This is a genomic window from Mucilaginibacter limnophilus (assembly GCF_004005815.1).
Lineage (GTDB): Bacteria > Bacteroidota > Bacteroidia > Sphingobacteriales > Sphingobacteriaceae > Mucilaginibacter > Mucilaginibacter limnophilus.
The window spans coordinates 914,084-937,457 of record NZ_SACK01000002.1 but is presented as its reverse complement, the minus strand read 5'-3'; the positions used below and the strand labels follow the sequence as shown (position 1 = coordinate 937,457).

23 protein-coding genes and 1 tRNA gene are annotated in these 23,374 nt (G+C 42.3%); 10 read left to right on the top strand and 14 right to left on the bottom strand.

The genetic code is table 11. The features are described 5' to 3' along the window. Positions 1–164: 164 nt before the first annotated feature. Positions 165–1,472: a serine aminopeptidase domain-containing protein gene (locus EOD41_RS08745; RefSeq protein WP_127704393.1), complete on the top strand. Its 1,308-nt coding sequence runs from the start codon at positions 165–167 to the stop codon at positions 1,470–1,472. Positions 1,473–1,619: 147 nt separating this feature from the next. On the opposite strand, the gene EOD41_RS08740 is transcribed toward EOD41_RS08745, so the two are convergent. Next, complete coding sequence (locus EOD41_RS08740; protein WP_127704392.1) at positions 1,620–2,093, bottom strand: DinB family protein; 474 nt, start codon at positions 2,091–2,093, stop codon at positions 1,620–1,622. Between the two features lie 111 nt (positions 2,094–2,204). On the opposite strand from EOD41_RS08740, the gene EOD41_RS08735 reads away from it, so the two are divergent. Further along, positions 2,205–3,974 (top strand): DUF885 domain-containing protein, encoded by a 1,770-nt coding sequence (locus tag EOD41_RS08735; RefSeq protein ID WP_240663280.1) that lies wholly within the window; start codon positions 2,205–2,207, stop codon positions 3,972–3,974. Between the two features lie 496 nt (positions 3,975–4,470). Next, on the top strand, positions 4,471–5,103 hold the full coding sequence (locus tag EOD41_RS08725; protein ID WP_127704390.1) for a DUF6850 family outer membrane beta-barrel protein: 633 nt from the start codon (positions 4,471–4,473) through the stop codon (positions 5,101–5,103). A gap of 52 nt (positions 5,104–5,155) precedes the next feature. On the opposite strand, the gene EOD41_RS08720 is transcribed toward EOD41_RS08725, so the two are convergent. Further along, the gene (locus EOD41_RS08720) at positions 5,156–6,337 is read right to left on the bottom strand and encodes a DUF4185 domain-containing protein (RefSeq protein ID WP_127704389.1); all 1,182 of its coding nucleotides are present in this window, start codon (positions 6,335–6,337) and stop codon (positions 5,156–5,158) included. A 118-nt stretch (positions 6,338–6,455) separates the two neighbouring features. Between EOD41_RS08720 and EOD41_RS08715 the strand changes: the two genes are divergently transcribed. Further along, a complete protein-coding gene (locus EOD41_RS08715; RefSeq protein ID WP_127704388.1) occupies positions 6,456–6,833 on the top strand; it encodes a hypothetical protein in 378 nt (125 codons plus the stop codon). A gap of 33 nt (positions 6,834–6,866) precedes the next feature. Next, on the top strand, positions 6,867–7,613 hold the full coding sequence (locus tag EOD41_RS08710) for an EcsC family protein (RefSeq protein WP_127704387.1): 747 nt from the start codon (positions 6,867–6,869) through the stop codon (positions 7,611–7,613). A 49-nt stretch (positions 7,614–7,662) separates the two neighbouring features. On the opposite strand, the gene EOD41_RS08705 is transcribed toward EOD41_RS08710, so the two are convergent. The 5 genes from EOD41_RS08705 to gap all read right to left on the bottom strand — a co-directional run bounded on the left by EOD41_RS08705 (position 7,663) and on the right by gap (position 11,769). Continuing rightward, complete coding sequence (locus tag EOD41_RS08705) at positions 7,663–8,142, bottom strand: hypothetical protein (RefSeq protein ID WP_127704386.1); 480 nt, start codon at positions 8,140–8,142, stop codon at positions 7,663–7,665. A gap of 321 nt (positions 8,143–8,463) precedes the next feature. Next, positions 8,464–8,817 carry a hypothetical protein gene (locus tag EOD41_RS08700; RefSeq protein ID WP_127704385.1) on the bottom strand — a complete coding sequence of 118 codons (354 nt, stop codon included), beginning with the start codon at positions 8,815–8,817 and terminating at the stop codon, positions 8,464–8,466. 229 nt (positions 8,818–9,046) lie between these two features. Then, a complete protein-coding gene (locus tag EOD41_RS08695) occupies positions 9,047–10,237 on the bottom strand; it encodes a phosphoglycerate kinase (RefSeq protein WP_127704384.1) in 1,191 nt (396 codons plus the stop codon). A 99-nt stretch (positions 10,238–10,336) separates the two neighbouring features. Further along, entirely contained in the window at positions 10,337–10,771 is a 435-nt protein-coding gene (locus tag EOD41_RS08690) for a GNAT family N-acetyltransferase (RefSeq protein WP_127704383.1), read from the bottom strand. Next, positions 10,768–11,769: a type I glyceraldehyde-3-phosphate dehydrogenase gene (gene gap / locus EOD41_RS08685; protein WP_127704382.1), complete on the bottom strand. Its 1,002-nt coding sequence runs from the start codon at positions 11,767–11,769 to the stop codon at positions 10,768–10,770. Before gap ends, EOD41_RS08690 begins: the two co-directional genes overlap by 4 nt. 116 nt (positions 11,770–11,885) lie before the next feature. Between gap and EOD41_RS08680 the strand changes: the two genes are divergently transcribed. Together EOD41_RS08680 and EOD41_RS08675 are read left to right on the top strand one after the other, a co-directional pair. Further along, the gene (locus EOD41_RS08680; protein ID WP_127704381.1) at positions 11,886–13,007 is read left to right on the top strand and encodes a glycosyltransferase family 4 protein; all 1,122 of its coding nucleotides are present in this window, start codon (positions 11,886–11,888) and stop codon (positions 13,005–13,007) included. A 3-nt stretch (positions 13,008–13,010) separates the two neighbouring features. Next, a complete protein-coding gene (locus tag EOD41_RS08675; protein ID WP_127704380.1) occupies positions 13,011–13,859 on the top strand; it encodes an FkbM family methyltransferase in 849 nt (282 codons plus the stop codon). Positions 13,860–13,861: 2 nt separating this feature from the next. Here the strand turns inward: EOD41_RS08675 and obgE are convergent, their stop codons facing one another. The 4 genes from obgE to ligA form a co-directional block, all read right to left on the bottom strand. Continuing rightward, positions 13,862–14,860: a GTPase ObgE gene (obgE, locus tag EOD41_RS08670; protein WP_127704379.1), complete on the bottom strand. Its 999-nt coding sequence runs from the start codon at positions 14,858–14,860 to the stop codon at positions 13,862–13,864. A 122-nt stretch (positions 14,861–14,982) separates the two neighbouring features. Then, positions 14,983–15,555: an adenylate kinase gene (locus tag EOD41_RS08665; protein WP_127704378.1), complete on the bottom strand. Its 573-nt coding sequence runs from the start codon at positions 15,553–15,555 to the stop codon at positions 14,983–14,985. 52 nt (positions 15,556–15,607) lie between these two features. Next, positions 15,608–15,684: transfer RNA gene (locus EOD41_RS08660), tRNA-Arg, on the bottom strand. A 680-nt stretch (positions 15,685–16,364) separates the two neighbouring features. Further along, a complete protein-coding gene (gene ligA / locus EOD41_RS08655; RefSeq protein ID WP_127704377.1) occupies positions 16,365–18,380 on the bottom strand; it encodes an NAD-dependent DNA ligase LigA in 2,016 nt (671 codons plus the stop codon). A 158-nt stretch (positions 18,381–18,538) separates the two neighbouring features. On the opposite strand from ligA, the gene EOD41_RS08650 reads away from it, so the two are divergent. The 3 genes from EOD41_RS08650 (at position 18,539) to EOD41_RS08640 (ending at position 19,869) form a co-directional block, all read left to right on the top strand. Continuing rightward, positions 18,539–18,946 (top strand): hypothetical protein, encoded by a 408-nt coding sequence (locus tag EOD41_RS08650; RefSeq protein ID WP_127704376.1) that lies wholly within the window; start codon positions 18,539–18,541, stop codon positions 18,944–18,946. Between the two features lie 10 nt (positions 18,947–18,956). Beyond that, on the top strand, positions 18,957–19,367 hold the full coding sequence (locus EOD41_RS08645) for a hypothetical protein (protein WP_127704375.1): 411 nt from the start codon (positions 18,957–18,959) through the stop codon (positions 19,365–19,367). 82 nt (positions 19,368–19,449) lie between these two features. Then, positions 19,450–19,869 carry a hypothetical protein gene (locus tag EOD41_RS08640; RefSeq protein ID WP_127704374.1) on the top strand — a complete coding sequence of 140 codons (420 nt, stop codon included), beginning with the start codon at positions 19,450–19,452 and terminating at the stop codon, positions 19,867–19,869. Here EOD41_RS08640 and EOD41_RS08635 read toward each other — a convergent pair. The 3 genes from EOD41_RS08635 to EOD41_RS08625 all read right to left on the bottom strand — a co-directional run bounded on the left by EOD41_RS08635 (position 19,866) and on the right by EOD41_RS08625 (position 23,275). Beyond that, on the bottom strand, positions 19,866–20,075 hold the full coding sequence (locus EOD41_RS08635; protein WP_240663277.1) for a cysteine-rich CWC family protein: 210 nt from the start codon (positions 20,073–20,075) through the stop codon (positions 19,866–19,868). The two genes, EOD41_RS08640 and EOD41_RS08635, sit on opposite strands and share 4 nt — an antisense overlap. Before the next feature lie 6 nt (positions 20,076–20,081). Then, positions 20,082–20,735: a hypothetical protein gene (locus tag EOD41_RS08630; protein ID WP_127704372.1), complete on the bottom strand. Its 654-nt coding sequence runs from the start codon at positions 20,733–20,735 to the stop codon at positions 20,082–20,084. 167 nt (positions 20,736–20,902) lie between these two features. Next, positions 20,903–23,275: a ribonucleoside-diphosphate reductase subunit alpha gene (locus tag EOD41_RS08625; RefSeq protein WP_127704371.1), complete on the bottom strand. Its 2,373-nt coding sequence runs from the start codon at positions 23,273–23,275 to the stop codon at positions 20,903–20,905. Positions 23,276–23,374 lie beyond the last annotated feature (99 nt).

The following is a 23,374-nucleotide window of genomic DNA, read 5'->3' as shown; positions in this document are numbered from 1 at the left end:
GCAATATAGCAACATTATTCACCGATAACTAAATATAATCACTTTTTAACGTTTTAAAATTAACAAAAGTTACCTTTTAAGCAATAAAACATCAGTTGGAATTATCTACGGGTTATTCTTTAAGCCGCCTAATTTGTTACTTTTATGGTCAAAACAAATACATAATGAATATTGTGCGCACCGCTGTTTTAGCGTTCGGATTATTTTTTTCATTGAATGCCTTTTCACAAACCGAACCCGAGGCTGATAAACAAGCTGTTAAACGGTTTATGTTTTTCTACAATTCAGGCCAGCCCGATAGTTTATTTACACGTTTCAGTGCACAAATGAAGGCCGCACTGCCGCTTGAGCAATTCAAGTCGAGCACCATACAACTGCGCAACCAGTTAGGCAACTTGGTAAGCACAGAGTTTGTGAAGAATGAGAACCGCATATCATCATATAAAGCCAATTTTGAAAAAGCTACTTTTTTACTGAACGTAGCTGTAAACGATAAAAACGAATACCAGGGTCTGTTGCTTAAACCTTACGAGGCGGAGATAAATCAGCAAAAAGCGCCGGCATCAATAATTGATGCGTCATTATTAAGCGAAACACCTTACGTACTGAAAACGCTTTCGGGCAGTATTGCCGGTTCGCTGGTAAAACCGAAAAACGCTACAGGTAAAGTACCATTGGTGATTATTATAGCCGGCTCCGGCCCTACAGACCGTAATGGCAATAATGACAAAATGAACATTCATGCCAATACTTACGCCATGCTGGCTAATGAACTGGGCAAAAAAGGTATTGCTACTTTACGGTATGATAAACGCCTGGTTGGCCAAAGCGTTAGCACCACTAAAGAAGTTGAATTAAGGATTGACGATATGATTGAAGACGCGCTTGGTATTGCTAACGACATCACTGAAAAAGGCGAATTTTCAAAAGTGATATTACTTGGCCACAGTGAAGGATCACTTATCGGCATGATTACTGCCCGTGATGCTTCAGTTGCCGGATTTATATCAGTAGCGGGCGCCGGTGAACCTGCTGAAAAAGTAGTTACCGAGCAGCTGAAAAGTCAGCCTAAATATATTGCTGATGGTTTTAAACGAATTGTTGATAGTTTGCGCAAAGGTAAGCTTACGCCAAATGTAGATCCGGCATTGTACGCACTGGCACGTCCATCGGTACAAACTTATATCATGTCGTGGTTCAGGTTTGATCCGGCAAAGGAGCTGAAAAAACTTAAAATACCTGTGCTTATTGTTCAGGGCACTACAGACATACAAATAGCTACCATACAAGCAGAAAAGTTGAAGAAAGCAAAGTCAGAAGCGCAATTACTCATCATTCCAGGCATGAATCATATTTTGAAAGAAGCACCTGCCGATGTAAAGCAAAATACCGCCACATATAGTAACCCTACGCTGCCGCTCAAACCCGAGCTGGTTACGGGTATTGTTAACTTTGTGAATGGATTAAAGTAGTTTTTTGAAATTCTAAATGCTAATCCTAAATGTTAATTCTTAAACTCTAATACTAAATCTTAACATTTGTATTTGTTAGTTATAAATCAAATGCTTTAGAGTTTAGGATTTAGATTTTAGAATTTCAAAAACTTAGTGTTTGCTAAATCATTTCCACGCCCCTAATATTCTGCGCAGCGCGATGATTTCGCCGGTATGATACGAAGTATGATCGGCTATTTGTAGGGCTTCACGCAGCAATGTTTGTCCTTCGCCATGAGGAAACGGTTTATACAGGTCGCCTTCTTTTAACAGGCTGATAAACGCTTCAAGATCATTTTCAATTTGGGTAAGCGATTTGTTCCATTCATCCTCACCGGCAGGTGCTGTTTCAGCTGGCCAATATTCATCAGGCCATTTTGGTGATTTATGATTTGCGTCACGACTGAATTCAAGCATGTCCCATTGTGCAATGCGTATATGTTCAACCAGTTGCCAAATGCTGTACGGTACATTTTCTGGCTTTGCACCACGCAGATCGGCAGGCAGACCTTCAACAGCATCTTTAAAACCAGCATGCGCCATACCGCCCTGCAGTAGTTTAACCAACTCGGCTATTAATAATTCCTGATTATTTTCCATAACATTTTTTAAGCGTAACAATACAAACGCAATAGGGTTGAAATTTTTTGCGCTATATTTTATTTGCGCTAAATGCCTTAAGTTTATCGGCATAAACAAAAACATTGCGCTGTGTATAAAAAATTACTGATTGCTGCTGTTACCGGCATGGCCATGCTGATAGGCTGTAAAAAAGAGGGCGAAATGATGCAGCCTGAAGATAAAAACAACGACAGTTTCGTCGTTTATGAGCAGACCTTTCTGGAAAAGCTTTGGGAGATAGACCCCGACTGGGCAACAACGCTGGGATATCATAAAAACGACAGTTTGCTGGTAATGCCGTCTGACTATAAAAAGAAACTGATCAGCTTTGCCAAGCAAAACCTTGATTCGTTGAGCCGCTACCCGGAGAATGAACTGTCGGAATCTAACCGGATGGACTATTACCTGATGCAAAATTACTTACGTGCGTCGCAATGGCGGCTCGAGCAGCTTAAAGCATATGAATGGGATCCTACCACTTATAACATATCAGGCACATTCGCTTACATTTTAAATGAACCTTACGCCCCGCTCTCAAAACGCCTTACCAGCTTTTACCAGAAAATGGAAGGCGTACCCGAGTATTTTAAAGAAGCGCAAAAACAAGTTAAAAACCCTGTACCCGAACTTACCGAACTGGCCATTAACCAGCTCAACAGTGGGGCCGACATATTTTCAAAGGATTTTGCCGATTCCTTGAAAAAAAGCGGTATAGCTGAAGCGCAACAAAAGCAAATGACCGATAGGGCACAGCTTGCGGCCACTGCTATTAAAAATTTCACAACATGGCTGCAATCCATTAAAAGTGATAAGGGACGCAGTTTCAGGCTTGGCAAATCATTATACGATGAAAAGTTTGAGAATGAGATACAATCGTCATTCACTGCCCAGCAGGTGTTTAACGCAGCAATGGAGCGTAAAAAATATCTTCATAAGCAAATGATAAAAATCAGTCGTGAGCTTTGGCCTAAATACATGGGCGCTAAAGCCCTGCCTGCTGATTCGCTGGAAATGGTGGCCGAAGTGATCAACGAAATATCAACAAAACATACCACGCCCGAGCAATTTCAATCGGCTATAGAAAAACAGATACCCCAGCTTAGCGCATTTGTACAGGCAAAGGAACTGCTTACGCTCGATGCGTCGAAACCGCTTGTTGTACGTAAAGAGCCTGCCTACATGGCTGGTGTTGCAGGCGCGTCAGTATCAGCGCCGGGACCGTACGAGAAAACAGGGAAAACCTATTACAACGTTGGCAGCCTAAGCGGCTGGGATAAAGATAAAGCCGAAAGCTACCTGCGCGAATACAATGATTACACCCTGCAGATACTTAATATACATGAAGCCATACCAGGCCATTATGCACAACTGGTTTATTCAAACAAATCGCCGAGCATGATAAAATCAATTTTTGGCAATGGCGCTATGGTAGAAGGATGGGCCGTATATACCGAAGAAATGATGCTTGACGCAGGATATGGCAACAACGCCCCCGAAATGAAACTGATATGGTACAAATGGAATTTACGTACAGTTTGCAATACCATACTAGATTATAACGTGCATGCAGGTAACATGACCAAAGAGCAGGCGATTAAGCTGCTTACTAAAGAAGCATTTCAGCAACAAGCTGAAGCCGAGGGTAAATGGACGCGTGTAACGGTTAGCAGTGTACAGCTTACAAGTTATTTTACGGGCTATAAAGAAATAACAGAACTACGTGAAGCGTACAAAAAGAAAATGGCCGATAAATACCGCCTGAAAGATTTTAATGAAAAGTTTTTAAGCTACGGAAGCGCGCCGGTAAAATATATTAAGGAAGCCATGCTGGCACAGGAAAAGCAGGCAGAAGGAAAATAACGGTTAAATAACAGTTAAAATAAAGTGCTATAAATCAGTAAATAGAGAAAAAAATTAAGATTAATTTCTTCTTACGAAAACAATATCTTAAACTCAATTGTAGATACGTTCATTAAATAACCTATGAGATATGAGCGTACTTGTATTTTTAATTCCTATTATGTTAGGAGCAGCTGCAATTGTGAACTATAAAAAATATTGCAGAGTGATGGGCACAGGAAGGATTTCTGTAATACTTAACAGTAAGTTCCGGTCTGAAATGTATGCCTTTCTAACCTTTCTTTCGCTGATTGCTATTTTTCTGATTAGTGAACTGGCAACCCCTTTAATTTAATAAGAGAACAACAAATGACAAAAGCCCCGGAATCGGGGCTTTTGTCATTTAAGAGCCTCTAAGTTTTGAATTATTTTTTCAGGCATTAAACCCTGCCACAGCTTCTCCTGTCATAAAGCCGTTTTTAACACAATTTATTCAATTTAAACACACAATTATTTTATGACAAAATTCTTTGTTGTGATGCTGCTTTGCGGCATCGCTGTACAGGCTTCTTATGCCCAAACCGAAAAAGGGCAGCAACACCTTGGCTTATCTTTTGGCGCATCGACCACAAACGGCGAAAGAACCGATTTTGATTTTCAAAACAACGTAACAGTTGAAGCCAAAACTAAATCTAATCAATACAACATAGCTGCGAGTTACAGCTATTTTATTGCGGACAAGCTTGACTTAGGATTAAGCGCCGGCTATGGTTATGGCAATAATGAAGTTACCAACACACCTAACGGATACAACCTAAAGAGCGACTCATATTTCAGTAATATTTTTTTACGTAAGTACTTTTTGTTTAATGATAAAATAGGCGTTCGCACAGGGCCTTCGTTGGCATACTCCAAAAGCAAAAACAAATACGTAAACTATCCGGAGCAAACACAAAATATAAAAGAGATCAGCGGCGGCATCCGGCTCGATTTTGTTTATTTCCCTGTAAAAAACCTCGGTTTGGCTTCAGGCATTGGCAATGTATCGTACAGTCACCAAAAAACCACCGGGTATCAGCCTGCTTCATCAAATACCTTTGGCATCAGCTTCATAAATTCTCTCAACCTAAGCATTTATTATATCCTTTAACAAGAGAAATCCTGTTAAATCAAAGGCTTCAGAATTTCTGAAGCCTTTTTTATTACTTATCGCCAAATTTCAACCTGACAAACCTTGGACGGTAGTGCTGCGGATAGATTTTCATATCGTTATAAAAATCAAACGATATCACGTTATAACTCACAAGCAGTTCCCCGGGCTTTGACAGGTTTGGATGCGCCTTGGCGTTGTATGGTAAAAAGTTTTTGTTCTCTTTATTTACAGTTGTTTCATACAACTTTATCACCGGACCAAACGGGCCGTAAGGCGTTGTACTTAACCGCGCTGAAACGTTATTGCCAATACCGTCTTCCTGAAAGATCAGTATATAACGCCCATCGGCTAATGGTGTAACGCTTAACTCGTGCGATACACGGTCGGTAACATCAGCAATTTTATTGATATCGGTGTTCCAGGCAGTACCATCCCAGTAGCGCCATTTGGTAAAATCTTCATAGTCTTTCGGCTGTACACGCGCTACAAGCAGGGTTTTGTTTTTGGTACGGGTACCGTAAACATATATATGGCCATCGGGTGCGGGCGCACCTGCCTTTTCTGTATTTACAAACACCGCTGAACCCAACACACCGTAATCGGTTGGAGTTTTGCCCTCGATAAAGAAAGGCGTATCCATTTGTTTTTGATCTTTAAACGGCGGCTGGCTGTTTTTCGGGAATGATATTAACGTAGTACCTTTTTCTTCAAAAGCCCAAACGTCTTCAGGCTTGTCGTTACGTACACGATAAGCATGAATATAAACTTTACCGTTTGTCTCGTTCACAAAACCATCGCCCAGCCAGTAATATTCGCCTTTCTGAGTGTTTGGTGTATTAGGAATGAATGTTGTAAGTGGCTTGCCGTTTATAGCTACCGGGTAGTTAAATTTAATATTCTCAGGTTTTGGCTCACCGGAAATAAAGGCATTAGTATTGTTCACCATGGTATAACCCGGCTGGGGTTTACCATCCTTTATCTCCCCAATCATGGTATCGCTGAACAGCAGCAAAGTTTTTGTATTGTTTCCGGGTTTGTCGCTCCCGTTAAGCGGAATAGAATACACGCCGTCAGCGCCAAACCAGCCGGACGTACGCTTGAATAAGGCTGTCCATTCGGGCGCTTCTTCAACTGTGAAGTTGAGTGTTGTGAGATCAGTATTTTGTGCGAGAGCGGTACCGCTGCTAATTCCGCATAAAAGCAGGACAATTACAAATTTGCTGGATTTCATTATTCAGGTTAATTGATTGGTTAAATGTAGTATATTTATTGTAATGTATGAACATATAAGTATGTGAATTATTTGGTAATTGCTTATTTATATATTTGTTACAAAGCCTTTCACTTGTATGATAAAATTAACCAAAGACGATACTTATATATTGGCAACGCTGTTTCCAACCATGGTTATACTGGTTCACATCTGTACATTTTTAATTGTGATTTTTTCAGGGGAAGTTTTTTTCTGGTTAGTTTATTTATCGTTTGCATTCATCCACTTTCATGTGGCTGGTGTATTGAGATACTATCATCTGCAAGAGCTATTTTTAGACCCCGTTTCGAATGATTTAGTATTTCGAGATTTAGGTCGGAAAAAGACTTTTGTTAACAAAAACGATATTCAACGGGTAAAAACATATTTTGGCATTACAGATATCACATTTAATAATGAAAACGGTGAAAGAAAAGCATTTTGCCGGCTAATATCTAAGAACAGTTTATCATAAATACCTATTGTCTATCTGTGTATTTGATAACCTATGGACACCTACGAACAGCAAGCCCACATACAGCTACAATTTTGGCAACGCCGTATGCAGCAAAAGCCATCGCTGGGCAGCCGTATAGCGAAAGGCGTGCAGGACAAGATCAATGGGATTATCCCTGAAAAGGTACATAATGCCATTACTGTCGCTATTGAAAAAATGGTGAAGGGTGTATTATTTGGCGCAAGGTATACCACTACTGCTCCGTTAACCGATGCATCGTTAGAACTTCGGGAAGCACGGGTTAGGCAGCAAATTGAGTTTTACCAAAAAACCGCCTCGGTGGAAGGAGCCATTACCGGCGCGGGCGGCATATTGATGGGGTTGGCCGATTTTCCGATACTTATTGGTATAAAAATAAAGCTGCTGTTTGATATCGCTGCTTTGTACGGTTATGATGTGAGCGATTATAAAGAACGGCTGTACATCCTATACATTTTTCAGCTTGCGTTTAGTAGTCAGAAAGGTCGCAACGAGGTGTACAATAAAATTGCTGCCTGGCAGGGCTACAGCCGCACGCTGCCTGATACGGCCGATGAGTTTGACTGGCGCACCTTTCAGCAGGAATACCGCGATTATATTGACCTGGCAAAGATGGCGCAACTAATCCCGTTTATCGGCGCGGCGGTAGGCGCGGTTGTAAACTATAAACTGGTAGCCAAACTTGGCGAAACAGCTATGAACTGCTATCGTATGCGGTTAATTAGTCCGCTCACTGTTTTAAATGCGCCGGACATATAAACAAAAAAGCCGCTTAAAGCGGCTTTTTTGTTTATATGCCTTATTAAATTTAGTTAATGGTATAACGGAAGCTTAAGCCAAAGCGGGCCGGCTCAAAATCCGAGTCATGGTTTAATTGCCACATTGGACGCCAATCAAAGCTCATACCTATTGGGGCTCCCGGAACTTTAAAGTCAAGACCAACCATTGGACGAACAAACACAAAAGTGCTGCTATTGTCGTAATAGTCATCATCTACAAAAGCCAGTTGAGGGCCAACACCTAAGTACCATTTTAATGATCTTGCATCAGGAAATGATTGATGGTATTGATAGTAACCACCCAACCAAACGGCATCGCCACCAAATAACAGGTCGGCCTGTACGGCATCTCTACCATTAAAAAAATGCTTGTAGGTAGGGCCAACAAGGGTCGATCCCTCGCCAAAATCAATACCCAAACCAAATGAGTTTTTGTAGGCTGATTGCGCAAATGTTTGTGTTGCTGAAAGCACAACAGCGATTGCGGCTAATAAGAAAATTTTCTTCATAAGTTGAAAGTTAGAATAATGATAAAATTTAATAGTAAAAAATCACAATGCTTACATTACGTTCTTTATACCAATACTGCAACAACATGACTAAATAAATGTTTTTAAAGAGTTATTTTTTGCCATTATTTGAAATAACAGCACATAAAAATTAAAACCAAACCAAGAATTATTTACTTCCGGATTTACTATAACCTCTTTACTTAATATGGTCCATTGTTCGCCCATCACACAGTTTAATAATCGTTCTGTTTGGATACAGACAAGCCCCATATAACATATAATCAGTAAATATGGTGTTTGTTTCCAAGTCATTTATCATTACAAGATATCCGGTATTCTTACTATAGAAATTTGTTTTCCCTTCCCGGCCGGCGATGTTATTTTAGTTCCATAACAGTCGAAGTTTTTGAACTTATGTAAGCCGATTAAGTTCAGTTTGTATCCAAGTTTTTCGAATTCCATATCAGGTAAAATATGCGATTGTAGATGCGGTTCTTCCAATTCAATTTTACTATGTAATGTATCCACCTTGTTTGTGTGTAACATTACTGCAACACCCCTAATATATATTTGAGTCCAGATACTGTCTCCTATAGTAGTTTTTTCATAATAACATTTTTTTGAGGCATCCTTAATTATTAAATATTCAAAAACATATGCCGGATTCTCCATTTCTACCTTTAATGTAAATTTTAAGGTTTTTATTTTTTTCCAGTTTTAGCCGCCGTACTTCAACATACCTATTTACAATTTGCTGTGCCGAAGGATTCTGTTGTGCCTTAAGTGTAGTAATTGCAATAAAAGTGAATAAAATAGTGTGATAAGATATTTCATAAGGTTAATTAATAGCAAAAAAGGCAACCATAGTGGTTGCCTTGAATATATTAACAATATTTTGCTGTTACTCGTTTATAGCTTTTACACCCGGAAGCTCTTTACCTTCCATATATTCAAGCAGGGCGCCGCCGCCGGTTGATACATAGCTCACTTCGTCTTCCAAACCGAATTTTGCAACCGCAGCGGCTGAGTCGCCACCGCCTATCAGTGAAAATGCGCCATTTTCGGTAACTTTAACCACAGCCTCCGCTATAGCTCTGGTTCCTTTTTCAAACGATTCCATTTCGAAAACACCCATTGGGCCGTTCCAAAGGATGGTTTTTGATTCGGCAACTACTTTGCTGAAAGCTTCAACAGTTTCAGGACCGATATCCAAACCCATCCAGTTATCTTGTATTTCGCCGGTTTTTGCAACGCCGGTGTTAGCGTCGTTAGCAAAGGCGTCGGCAATAACATTGTCTAACGGAAGCAACAGGTTAACGCCTTTATCTTTCGCCTTTTGTACCAGACTGGTAGCCAGGTCAAGCTTATCCAGCTCAACCAGTGATGTACCGATGCTGCCGCCGTTTGCTTTAGCAAATGTATAAGCCATACCGCCGCCGATGATCAGGTTATCAACTTTTGAAAGCAGGCTTTCAATAAGTTCGATTTTATCTGACACTTTTGAACCACCCATAATTGCGGTGAATGGTTTTGCAGCGCCGTTAAGTACTTTATCAGCATTATCAAGTTCGGCTGCCATCAGGTAACCAAAGTATTTTGCCTCAGGGAAAAACTGAGCGATAATTGCAGTTGAAGCGTGGGCACGGTGCGCTGTACCAAAGGCGTCGTTAACGTAGATATCACCAAGTTTGGCCAGTTTCTCAGCGAAATCTTTATCACCTTTTTCTTCTTCCTTATAGAAACGAAGGTTTTCAAGCAACAATACTTCCCCATGCTCAAGCGCGGCTGATTTTTCAGTAGCTTCGGCGCCAATGCAGTCATCAGCAAAGTCAACATGCTGGCCCAGCAGGTCGCTCAGGTGAGGTACAATGTGTTTTAATGAATATTTTTCGGTCGGGCCATCTTTTGGCCTGCCTAAGTGAGACATAAGAATAACCGCGCCGCCATCCTTTAAAATCTTTTTAATAGTAGGCAAAGCTGCAGTGATACGCTTGTCGTCGGTAATGTTGTATTCGCCGTCCAGAGGAACGTTAAAGTCAACCCTGATAAGGGCTTTTTTACCGGCAAAGCTTATTTGATCGATAGTTTTCATATTTAAAAATGTCGTTGTAATGTGAGCGCCGCAAAATCAGCATTTTATTCCAAAATCCGAACGTTTAAAATCAAAAAGGTGTTTTACAGTGCACATATTTCACTGTATTTTAACATACATTACATAGTGCGGGCCAATGCCTGGTACGTCAAATTCGTCGGAAACAATTTCGAACCCCAAATTTATGTAAAACCTGACTGCCTTTTTGCGGGCATTGCACCATACATAATTTGCCTTTTGGCCGCGCAGGTATACAATGGCAAAGTTTACCAGCTGGTTGCCGTAACCTTGTCCTCTATATTTCTCAATGGTAGCCATGCCGCGCAACTGGTAGGCTGTGCCCTGAAATTCAGCATAACTTTGCGGATGAAATGATGCGATGCACACCAGTTCATCATCAACATAATAACCTAAATGAAAAGCGCCTTCAATTTTATCGGTAGGGAAAATGCACTCTTCGGGCTTTAACCGGCCTTCGCGCAATACCTCATTCCGCACATCAAGCAAATATTCAACACCAATAAATTTTATCATTTCTTTATCGCGCTTATCTTTTCTACCAGATCTGCCAGGCGGCTCGAGTAGCCCATTTCATTATCATACCAGCCAACAACTTTTACTAACTCGCCAACTATTGAGGTAAGCTGCGCGTCGAAAATACAACTATGCGGATTGTCTAAAATATCGGTTGAAACTATCGGGTCTTCAGTGTATTCTAAGATGTCTTTCAACAGGCCGTCCGCAGCAGCTTTTTTAAATGCCGCGTTGATCTCTTCAACGGTAGTTTCTTTTTTCAGGCTGCAGGTAAAATCGGTAAGTGAGCCGTTCAACACCGGTACGCGTATGCCTGCGCCCCCAAGTTTACCATCAAGATGCGGAAAAATATTGGTAATGGCCTTGGCTGCGCCTGTAGTGGTTGGAATGATTGATGCCGACGCCGCGCGTGCCCGCCGCAAGTCTTTATGCGGAGCGTCGTGCAGGTTTTGGTCGCCCGTCATAGAGTGTACGGTGGTAATGTATCCATCAACAATGCCCCAGTTGTCATCGAGTATTTTTACCATAGCAGCCACGTTGTTGGTGGTGCACGAAGCGTTAGACAGGATAGGCGATGAAAGGTCAATATCCGCCTCATTAACGCCAAGTACTACTGTGGGTACACCTTTTTCACCTGCCGGGGCAGAAATAATTACTTGTTTGGCTCCGGCTTGCAGATGCTGTTCGGCGCCTTGCCTGGAAGTGAACTTTCCTGTGGATTCTATTACCAGATCAATATCCAGTTCCTTCCATGGTAATTGTGAAGGCTCACGCTGTGAGAGTACTTTTATCTTTTTATCATTGACGATCAGGTATTCATTATCATGACGAACCGTGCCTTTAAATTCCCGGTGAACCGAATCATACTTAAACAAATGGGCAAGGGTATGGGTGTCGGTAAGATCGTTTATGGCAACAACGTTTATACCCGGGCGGGTAAGTATGTTGCGTAAAAAAATGCGGCCTATCCGGCCAAAACCGTTTATGGCGATGTTCATTGGGCAAAGCTACATATTTGCAAGATAGTGAAGGGTTGTTAGCGGTGTTTTTACTTGCAGATGAAGCAACTTATCCAATCATCAATTAATTTTTTACCTTGCGGGCATAAACCCGAATGAAACGTATTTTATTTGATAACCAGATATTTTGTAAACAGCCATATGGTGGTATATCCAAATATTTTGCTGAGATAATAACCGGTATAAGTGCACACGAGGGTTTTAGTGCACTGCCACGGAAGTTTTATTCGGCTAATGATAATCTTACAGCCAGCAAACTTACCCGACTTGGCAATTTACACCGCAGTCCGAATTTTCCGGGAAAGAAAGGAGTTGAAAAGATCATAGTAAAACAGGAACGGCTGGCCACGCTGGACACTTTGCAGAAAGGCAGGTTCGATGTGTTTCATCCTACTTATTATGATCCATATTTCGTAACCGCGTTGCCCGCTAAAAAGCCGCTGGTGCTTACCGTGCACGACATGATACATGAGAATTATTATGATCATCATTATGAGTATCTGCTTGATGAAACGCTTTGGAAACGCAAACTCATTCCTCGTGCCGATCATATTATAGCCGTGTCTGCTTATACAAAAACGCAGATATTAAAGTATTTTCCTAAAATAGATGAGCAAAAGATATCTGTTATCCATCATGGTATCAATCAGGCATCAGTTACATTTAAACAAAATATAAATCTACCCGAACGATATCTTTTGTATGTGGGCATACGCAAGCACTATAAGAATTTCATCTGGCTGATAAAGTCGTTAGCTTCATATTTAAAGGATAACAAACTTACCCTGCTCTGCGCAGGGGCAGCCGGTTTTGATGCTTATGAAAAAGATGTTTTTTCGCAGCTTGGCATAACTGATCATGTACAACATTTGCCCATCGCTTACGAAAGCGAGCTTGCCGCGGCGTATGCCAATGCACTGTGCTTGGTATTTCCATCACTTGAGGAAGGTTTCGGCATACCTATACTTGAAGCTTTTAATGCTAAATGCCCGGTGATTTTACCAAACAGCAGTTGTTTCCCTGAGATTGCAGCCGATGCAGCCTTATATTTCAGGCAAGGTGATAGCGAAGATATCATCGCGACGTTAGAGGCTATCATCTCACGGAATGATTTTCGTACTGTCTTAATAAAAAAAGGTGCAGAAAGGGTAACTCGTTTTACATGGCAAGCTTCTGTTGAGCAGCATCTTGAAGTGTATAAGCAATTAGTAGGCTGACTTATGAAATTAAAAGATTTTTTAACCACACTAAGCGGAAAACAAAAAGTGGGTTACCTTACCGGGGCAGCGCTAGATCGTGTTAAAAATGTGCTCACTGATTTCGAAAGCTTTCGTGATGAACGTAGATTTTATACAGATATAGAACATTTGGGCTTTGAGCGGGATACAAACGATATAGAACTGCAGCTGAGCAAGAATGGGAACAAAATTGGACTTCGCAATAATACTACCGATAACAAAGTATTTCAACAGGTGTATATCCGCAATGAATATCTGCCGCTTATTGATTGTGCTAAAGCGAATAGCGTTGAAGTAAGTACCATAGTGGATGCAGGCGCCAATATCGGTCTCACCTCACTTAAGCTTTTAGAATATTTTTCAGCCGCAAAGGTGGTTTGCCTCGAGCCCGACCCGGGAAATTTCAGTCAATTGCAGCGCAATCTGCTTAGTTACTCGACACAAACAGTCCTTTTACAAGCTGCCTTATGGCACAGCGAAGAAGAGCTTTATTTGGGAAACGATTTTAGAGGTGGACTGGAGTGGTCGCGCAATGTAACCGCTGGTAAAAAAACTGATGCATCAGCCGTTAGCGGTATATCATTGAATACACTGATAAAACAGTATCATTTAAGCCAGATAGATATCTTAAAAATTGATATTGAAGGAAGTGAAGCCGAAATATTTAAGCCTGAGAATGATCTGTCGTTTTTAGACATCACCAAAATAATTGCACTTGAAATTCATGATGAATTCAACTGCCGTGAAACTATTTACCAAATATTGCGCGACCGAGATTATGTAATATTCAATGGAGTTGAGCTTACGTTAGGTATTAATATGCGCTTGTAATGCTATTTATTAATAGCCCGCCACAGCAGGTCTTTCAGTTCATTCAGGTTTTTTTGCGCTACCGACGAAATAAATACAAACGGAATACCTTTTGGCACTTCCTGCTTCATTTCGTTCATTAGTTCCTCGTCCAGCATGTCGCTTTTGGTGATGGCCAGTACACGTGGTTTATGCATCAGTTCGGGATTGTATTCTTCCAGTTCGTTTAATAAAATATTGTATTCTTCGGCAATGGTGCGTGTTGTATCGGCAGGTACCATAAACAACAACACCGAGTTGCGCTCAATATGTCTCAGAAACCTGAACCCAAGTCCTTTACCCTTTGAAGCGCCCTCAATAATACCCGGAATATCGGCCATTACAAACGATTTGTTATCCCGATACGACACAATGCCCAAGTTAGGCACAATGGTAGTAAAGGCGTAATCGGCAATTTCGGGCTTAGCAGCCGATACTACCGAAAGCAGCGTTGATTTACCCGCGTTAGGGAAACCTACCAGACCAACATCTGCCAATAGCTTCAGTTCAAGAATATTCCAGATTTCCTGCCCGGGCTCACCTGGCTGCGCAAAGCGGGGCGTTTGCTGCGTGGCCGATTTGAAGTGCTCGTTACCCAATCCGCCGCGACCGCCGGGAGTAAGTACTTTGGTTTCCCCGTCCTGTGTTATTTCAAATACCACCTCGCCGGTTTCGGCATCTTTAGCAATGGTACCAAGCGGCACTTCCAATATTTCATCGCGGCCGGTTTTGCCTGTGCATCGTGCACTGCCGCCGGGTTCGCCATCGCCGGCTATTACGTGTTTGCGGTATTTAAGGTGTAATAGTGTCCAAAGCTGGGCGTTACCTTTAATAATAACATGCCCGCCACGACCGCCGTCGCCGCCATCAGGACCGCCCATTGCCGTATGTTTATCGCGGTGTAAATGCGCAGAACCGGCCCCACCATGACCCGACCGGCAACATATCTTTACATAATCAACAAAATTTGAACCCTGAGCCATTTTATTGTTTGTTTGGATAGTCAGTAAGACCGAAAGTCCGCAAGACCAAGATCATAACACTACAAATTAATGATGTGTTTTCTTTCGGACTTCCGGACTTTCCAGACCTCTGACTGAAATAATTAATATGCTTCGGTAACCTCGGTTATCGCGCTGAAAATATCTTCTATTGAACCGATGCCGTTAATGCTGGTAAATTTATCCTGTGCCTTATAGTAACCAGCAACAGGTGTGGTTTTATCATTGTATTCTTTAATACGTTTGCGGATGATCTCCGGATTTTGGTCATCCGGACGACCTGAATCTTTACCGCGAAGCAGCAGGCGGCGCTCAAGCTCGTCATCACCAACTTCCAAAGCAACCATGCCCGATATAGCCGAACCTTTGCTTTCAAGCAGGGTGTCTAATGCTTCGGCCTGTGCTACGGTGCGCGGGAAGCCATCGAAAATAAAGCCTTTAGCATCTTTGTTGGCATCAAGCTTATTGCTGATCATGCCAATCACTACAGCATCAGGTACAAGCAAACCCTGATCCATCAGTTTTTTAGCTTCAAGACCAAGTTCTGTACCCTGAGCTATCTCGCTGCGCAGCAAATCGCCGGTTGAAAGATGTATTAGTCCGTACTTTTCAATAAGTTTTTGTGATTGGGTGCCCTTGCCAGCGCCGGGAGGGCCAAACAAAACCAAGTTTAGCATGCCTGTAAAATTTAAAAAGCCTTTCGGTATTGTACTGAAAGGCTGTAATAAGTGGTGAACTTGAAGGGAGTCGAACCCCTAACCTTCTCATCCGTAGTGAGATGCTCTATCCAATTGAGCTACAAGTCCGGTAAATGTCCCCGTTTTATTGGGACTGCAAAAATAAGATATTTTTTGAACGGATGAAAAATATTTGCAAAAAGATTGTGTAGGGGATGTTTTGGTGTTGATTATGAAAATTTTAAAATAGGTTAATGACAAATAAGGAAACTCTGTTTTTGTGTTATTAACAAAATAATCGAACCAATTTTGTTTTGTCATTTCGACGAGGTACTAGGAGAAATCTTCGAAACCATGCTCATTAATTTAGTTAAGAAATCAACACAGGTAGCTCGTTTTTTTCCGGCAGCCCTGCTTTCCGCTCATACGCCTTCAGGCTTTACGCACGGCCGGTATCTGCTGCAATCAGGTTTATGTGGGTTAGAAAATGAGTAAATAACTGAGCGTGATGAACCTTCAATAACCTGACAGTTCCGGTATCAGCATGGCCGGAGCACAGGCAAAGCTATAGCACAAACTTTAAAAGGCCAGGGTGCAGCCGGGAGGTTTCTTTTTTGGTTCTTTTTTCTTTTCTGGCAAAAGAAAAAAGAACATCCACTAACGCTGATGAAAGCGCATCACAATTCCTAACGGAGTACAGAATAGTCGCAGTGGCGGTAGCACTTGCAGTAGATTATTAAAAGTCATATACGATAACACACCCCTGCCCCTCTCAAGAGGAGAGCCCGGTACGCATGCCCAAAAACAACTTACCCCAACATCCCCATCAACTCATCGTCACTAATAATAGGAATATTCAGCTTGGTAGCCTTTTCCAGCTTTGATGGACCCATATTATCACCGGCTACCAGGTAGTTCAGCTTGGCTGAAATACTGCTGAGTATTTTACCACCGTTGGCCTCGATAATATCCTTCAACTCATCACGCGAGAATTTTTCGAAAGTGCCCGAAATGATGAATGTTTTACCTGCAAACTTGTCACTCGCAAGCGTTACCTCTTTTTCCTCAACCACAAATTGAAGTCCGCTGGCCTTTAGCTTTTCAATTTCCTGCGCGTGTATCTCTCCGCTAAAATATTCAATGATGCTGCGGGCAATACGATCGCCAATTTCTTCGGCAGTTATCAGTTCTTCATAGCTTGCTTTGGCAAGGTTATCAATATTTTTGAAATGCAGTGCCAGTTTTTTGGCTACCGTTTCACCAACATACCGTATGCCTAAACCAAACAGCACTTTTTCAAACGGCATCTGCTTTGATTTCTCGACACCGTCAAGCATGTTGGTTATTGATTTTTCACCAAAACGCTCAATCTGCTTCAGTTCATCGGCACGTTCATATAGTTTATAAATATCGCTGATGTGGTGTATAAAATCGCGTTTGTAAAGTAATTCAATGGTCTCATCACCCAAGCCGTCAATATTCATGGCCTTGCGACTGATAAAGTGCTGCATTTTGCCAACTATTTGCGGCGGGCAGCCCTCGTCATTCGGACAGTACCAGGCCGCCTCGCCTTCCTTGCGTTCAAGCGGTGTATCGCAGGCCGGACATTTTTTTATATAATGAATAGGGTTTGCATTGGCGTGCCGCTTATCCAGGTTCACACTGATAATTTTGGGAATGATTTCGCCGCCTTTTTCAACAAAAACGCTGTCGCCTTCATGTAACTGTAAACGTATTTCAATTTCGTCGGCATTATGCAGCGTAGCACGCTTAACAGTTGTTCCCGCAAGCAACACGGGCCTTAGGTTAGCTACCGGCGTAACCGCACCTGTACGGCCTACCTGGTAGGTTACACTTAGCAACTCAGTTTCTACACGCTCAGCTTTATATTTATAGGCAATGGCCCAGCGCGGCGATTTGGCGGTAAAACCAAGTTCCTGCTGCTGCGAGTAGTTGTTTACTTTAATTACTATGCCGTCTATATCGTAACTCAGATTGAAGCGTTCTTTATCCCAAAGCTCAATAAATTCAAGCACCTCGTTGATGTTGGCGCATAAACGACTGCTATGGTTTATGTTAAAACCCCATCTTTCCAAGGCCTGAAGGCTTTCCCAATGTGTTTTAAAGTAAGTTTTATCGGTATAAAAACCATATAAAAAGCAATCGAGCGGGCGTTTGGCCACCTCAGCCGAGTCTTGCATTTTTACCGTGCCCGACGCGAAGTTGCGCGGGTTGGCATAAGGTACTTCACCGTTTTGCATACGCTCGTCGTTAAGGCGCTCAAAGGCTTTTCGGTGCATAAATACTTCGCCTCGTATTTCAAATAATTCCGGGTAATCACCCTCTTTAAGCCGTTTTGGAATAGTGTGTATAGTGCGAATATTGGTAGTTACGTCGTCACCCTGCACGCCGTCGCCACGGGTAACGGCGCGGACAAGTTTGCCTTCCTCATAAGTAAGGCTCATGCTTAGTCCATCAAACTTAAGCTCGCAAACGTATTCGAAGTTATCGCCAATGGCTTTTTTTATGCGCTGGTCAAAGTCAAGCAGTTCCTGTTCGCTGTAGGTATTTCCCAATGAGAGCATAGGCCAGCGGTGCCTTACAGTAACAAACTCTTTGGTAACCTCTCCACCTACTTTTTGCGTTGGTGAGTCCGGGTCGGCAAGCTCAGGAAACTGCTTTTCAAGTTCAGCCAGCTGTTCCAGCTTCTTATCAAAATCATAATCAGAAATAGTAGGCATGGCCAGCACATAGTAGTTGTAATTGTGCTGTTTTAACTCGGCGGTTAACTCTTCAATACGTTTTTTGGCTTCAATTGGCGACATGCAACGAAGATAGTGATTTGCCAGGTTACGACAATTTTAATCAATATCTACTACAGCACAATCATATAAAGATAGCAGCTTATTTACTGTTGGTTTTTCTTGTTTACACTGTAGCGTTTAGTTTTTTACCATCGTAATTACTTTTAAATGCCCTTACTATGTTGAAGAAGCTGTTTATAGCCGGTGCTGTAGTTTTACTATTTACTTCATGCGAGAAAAACACAAAATGCGGTGAACGTATATGCGATGCCAGCTTTGCTTACGTAAGTGTACAGTTTGTTAATGCCAATAGCGAACATATAGCTGTCAAAAATTTTACTTCAGTTAATAAGCGTACCGGGGATACGCTTATTAAAGGCAAAGAAAAGATGTTTACTGACAGCATATATGTGGTTGCCGACGACAGCCATGTAAGAAAGCTTTCTGAAAATGGTGATGAAATAAAAGTCTCTGCTACAGACAGCGCTACCAATGTTACGAAAACAGCAGTGTTCAAAGTATCGGGAGGTGAGTGCGAGTGTCACATCAGCAAAATTTCAGGTCCGGATAAAATAACGTTTAACTAACAGGCAACAGATGAAGAAAGTATTACTTGCAGTAACAGCCATCGCGTTTTTAGCTTCATGCAAAGAAAGCACCGTAAAGCTGCGCAAATGCCCCGATTTGGTTTGTACTGAAAACTTTGCGAGTGTAACTATTGAGTTTGTAAAGGGCGGACAATCATTTAAAGTGATTGATTATAGCGCCGTAAACCAGCGCACCGGCGATACACTTGTCCACGCAAAATCTGAACTGCCTGAAGGCATGTATGTGGTTGCCGATGATAGCGACGTAAAGGAACTATCAGAAAAAGGAGATGAAATAAAAGTAACCGGCACCGACAGCCTCACCAACAAAACTAAAACAGCTATAATAAAAATAACAGGCGGCGAATGTGCCTGCCACGTTGAAAAAATATCAGGGCCCGAGCAAATCAGCTTTGATTAAAACCCGTCCTTTAATTTTGTGTTTAATTGTTAAGAAGCCCGGTATTGAGCCACCGGGCTTCAATTTTTAATCTGATACTCAAATGAAAAAGTTATTTGCCCTTATACTTTTGGCGGCGATATTTTCCGCTTGTAAAAGCAAAAAGCAACAAACACAAAACGCCCAGGATTGCCCTGACAAACCCTGCACCATGATGTTCGCCAGCGTACCTGTACGCTATGCCGACAAGAACGGGCAGCCTGTTTCAGTAAAAAATTTCAAAGCAGTAATACTGCGCACTAATGAAGATATCACCCATACCGATAACCATACGGGAAGCATGTTCACCGTAGCCGATGACAGTGACCGAAAAAAACTTACCGAAGCCGGTGACAACATACTGATTACCGCTACCGACAGTGCAAGCAACGTTACCCGCACTGATACCATTAAGGTTGCAGGCGGCGTATGCTCATGTCACGTGGTGCGTGTGTCCGGCCCGGAAGAGATCAGGTTTAATTAAGCCTGCGACAGCCAAACGTGGTACTCCTGTTTAATAATTAGCAAACACTGGTTGCACAGACAACCATCATATTGCTCGCTGATGTATTGCGTTTCGTTTAGGGTTAAGGGGACTTTCGCGCAATCACACTTGGTAAAGGAGTTTGCCTTGCATTCAAAAGCGCCGTTACAGCGCTCGCATCTTATTATTTCGTGTTTTGAATGCATAAGCATTTAAAAATGGTAAGATAACATCACTGAAGCAGCGATGGAATTGTAAAGCTTGCCGCCCGGTTCGTCGGTCACATAATCATACCCTGTTACAAAGATATTATACTTAGCCTCGATGCCAATGCCGATGTTACTATTAGTAAGATATGTAAAGCCCGCTTTGGGTGCAAAATAAAAGTTGATGTTGCCCTGTTCACAGTCGCAATCATCATAGTCGGTTACAATATCGTAACGCTTAAACCATCCGCCAACATTTAAGCCACCATACACTTTAAAAAACGACGATATCATTTTATCATAAGCGCCACCAGTATAAAATCCTAACACCAGGAAATAATTGTCAACCTTACCGTATGAATTATTCTTTACCGGGTACTCGTGATAATTGAGGTTAAAGTTCACTGTAAAAGCATCTATTTTCTTTAAAACACCAAGGCCATAAGTAGGGGTAAGTTTATAGTTGAGTCCTAAAGCTCCCTGAGGGATGTCGTAACCATACTCTGCAACAATAGCTATGCCGTGGCCTTTATTAAATTCGTTATAACCGTCAACCGGTTCAAACTCAATTTCAGGGGTTTGCGCCCGGGCTTTTTCAAAACAAAATAACAGGATAATTAAGCAAAGCAAAAACGGCTGTTTATTAAAGTGATGGTTCATGATTGTGACATATAAGGGTTGTTATTGATACAGACACAAAAAGCGCTACACCGTTTAACAGGTACAGCGCTTTTTTTCCCTTACAAAAAAAGTAGGGGCGTATTCCTAAAACGCCCCATACTTTTTAGTAAAACTATTAAACTGACGATTTTAATAGCTACGGATCTTTAAGCCGAACAGGTTACGCAACCCTCTTCCATTGAGCAGGTTGGGCCGGCAGGTATTTCGTCGGCTACCTGCTGTACGTGGTCGGGTATTACAGGCTCCATTGTTTTACCTGCCTGGTTTTCAACGGTAAATTTAATTGCCTGCGATGCCGCCTGTGTACGCAGATAGTACATGCCCGTTTTTAGACCTTTTTTCCAGGCATAAAAATGCATTGATGTTAGTTTCGAGGCGTTTGGCGCGTTTATGAACAGGTTGAGCGATTGTGATTGGCAAACATATGCGCCCCTGTCAGCAGCCATATCAATAATGTTGCGCATTTTGATTTCCCAAACGGTTTTGTACAGTTCTTTAATATCGGCGGGTATCTCTGCAATATCCTGTATTGAACCATTTGCGCTGATGATTTTGTCTTTCATGGTGGTGTTCCACAAACCAAGGTCAACCAAATCGCGCAGCAAATATTTGTTAACGATGATGAACTCGCCACTTAGCACCCTGCGGGTGTAAATGTTAGAAGTATATGGCTCAAAGCACTCATTATTACCCAAAATTTGCGAGGTTGACGCGGTAGGCATTGGCGCTACCAGCAGCGAGTTACGTACGCCATGGTTCATTACGTCGAGGCGCAGGTTATCCCAATCCCACCTACCGCTATCAGGTATTACATTCCATAAATCGAACTGGAATTTGCCTTGCGACAGTGGTGATCCTTTAAACGTTTCGTAAGCACCTTCTTTTATGGCGAGATCTTTAGACGCCGTCATGGAAGCGAAATAAATGGTTTCAAATATCTCTTTATTCAGTTGTTTAGCTTCATCGCTTTCGAAAGGCAGGCGCAGGCGGATAAAGGTATCGGCCAGGCCTTGTACACCCAACCCTATCGGGCGGTGGCGTAAGTTTGAATTGCGGGCTTCTTCAACCGGATAATAGTTGTTGTCGATAATACGGTTCAGGTTGATGGTAACTTGGTAGGTAACTTCGTATAGTTTCTGATGATCGAACACGCCGTTAATGATGTATCTTGGCAAAGCCAGTGAAGCCAGGTTACAAACCGCCACTTCATCAGCCGAGGTATATTCCATAATCTCGGTACACAGGTTCGAGCTTTTTATGGTACCAAGATTTTGCTGGTTCGATTTGCTGTTGGCAGCATCCTTATATAACAGGTACGGTGTACCGGTTTCTACCTGAGCGTCTAATATGGCAAACCAAAGTTCCTGTGCTTTTACGGTTTTGCGGGCACGGCCTTCACGCTCATATTGCTCATACAGCGCCTCAAATTCGGCACCAAAACACTCGCTTAAACCAGGCGCTTCATGCGGACAAAACAGGCTCCAGTCTTCATCGGCTTCCACCCGTTTCATAAACAAATCGCTCACCCAAAGGGCGTAGAACAAATCGCGGGCGCGCATTTCCTCTTTACCATGGTTTTTACGCAGGTCCAAAAATTCAAATACATCGGCATGCCATGGTTCAAGGTAGATAGCAAAGGCACCTTTACGTTTGCCCCCACCCTGGTCTACGTAACGGGCGGTATCATTAAACACCCTCAGCATCGGGATGATACCGTTGCTGGTGCCGTTGGTACCGGTAATGTACGAGCCGGTTGCCCTCACATTGTGAATAGCCAAACCAATACCACCCGCGCTTTGAGATATTTTGGCAGTTTGTTTCAGCGTATCGTAAATACCGTCGATACTGTCATCCTTCATCGTCAACAAAAAGCACGACGACATTTGCGGTTTCGGCGTACCTGCGTTGAACAGCGTAGGCGTGGCGTGGGTAAACCAGCGTTCGCTCATCAGGTTGTATGTATTGATAGCGCTTTCCACGTCATGTTTGTGGATACCTACCGCCACACGCATAAACAGGTGCTGCGGGCGCTCAACGATTTTTCCGTCAACTTTTAACAAATATGATTTCTCAAGGGTTTTAAAGCCGAAGTAATCGAAACCGAAATCGCGGTCATAAATAATAGTGCTATCAAGCAGGGCGGCGTTTTCTTGTATCACCTCCCAAACATCGGGCGCAATCAGCGAAGCGTTTTTGCCCGTTTTACCATCAACGTACTCATACAGCATACGCATGGTTTCTGAAAACGACTTGATAGTATTTTTATGCAGGTTTGATACCGCTATACGCGATGCCAGTAATGCGTAATCAGGGTGTTTGGTGGTTAACGATGCCGCGGTTTCTGCCGCCAGGTTATCCAGTTCTGATGTGGTTACGCCATCATACAAACCCTCAATAACTTTCTTGGCCACATCAATCGGGTCAACCAAATTGAACCCATAGCACAGTTTTTCTATACGTGCTGTTATCTTATCAAATTTTACCGACTCTTTGCGGCCATCTCTTTTTATTACGTACATGTTCCAGCCCCCTAACCCCCTAAAGGGGGAATTTTTGAAGTGAATATTTAATTATCTTATCTTTTATTTTAGTCTCCTCCCCTTCAGGGGAGGCCGGGT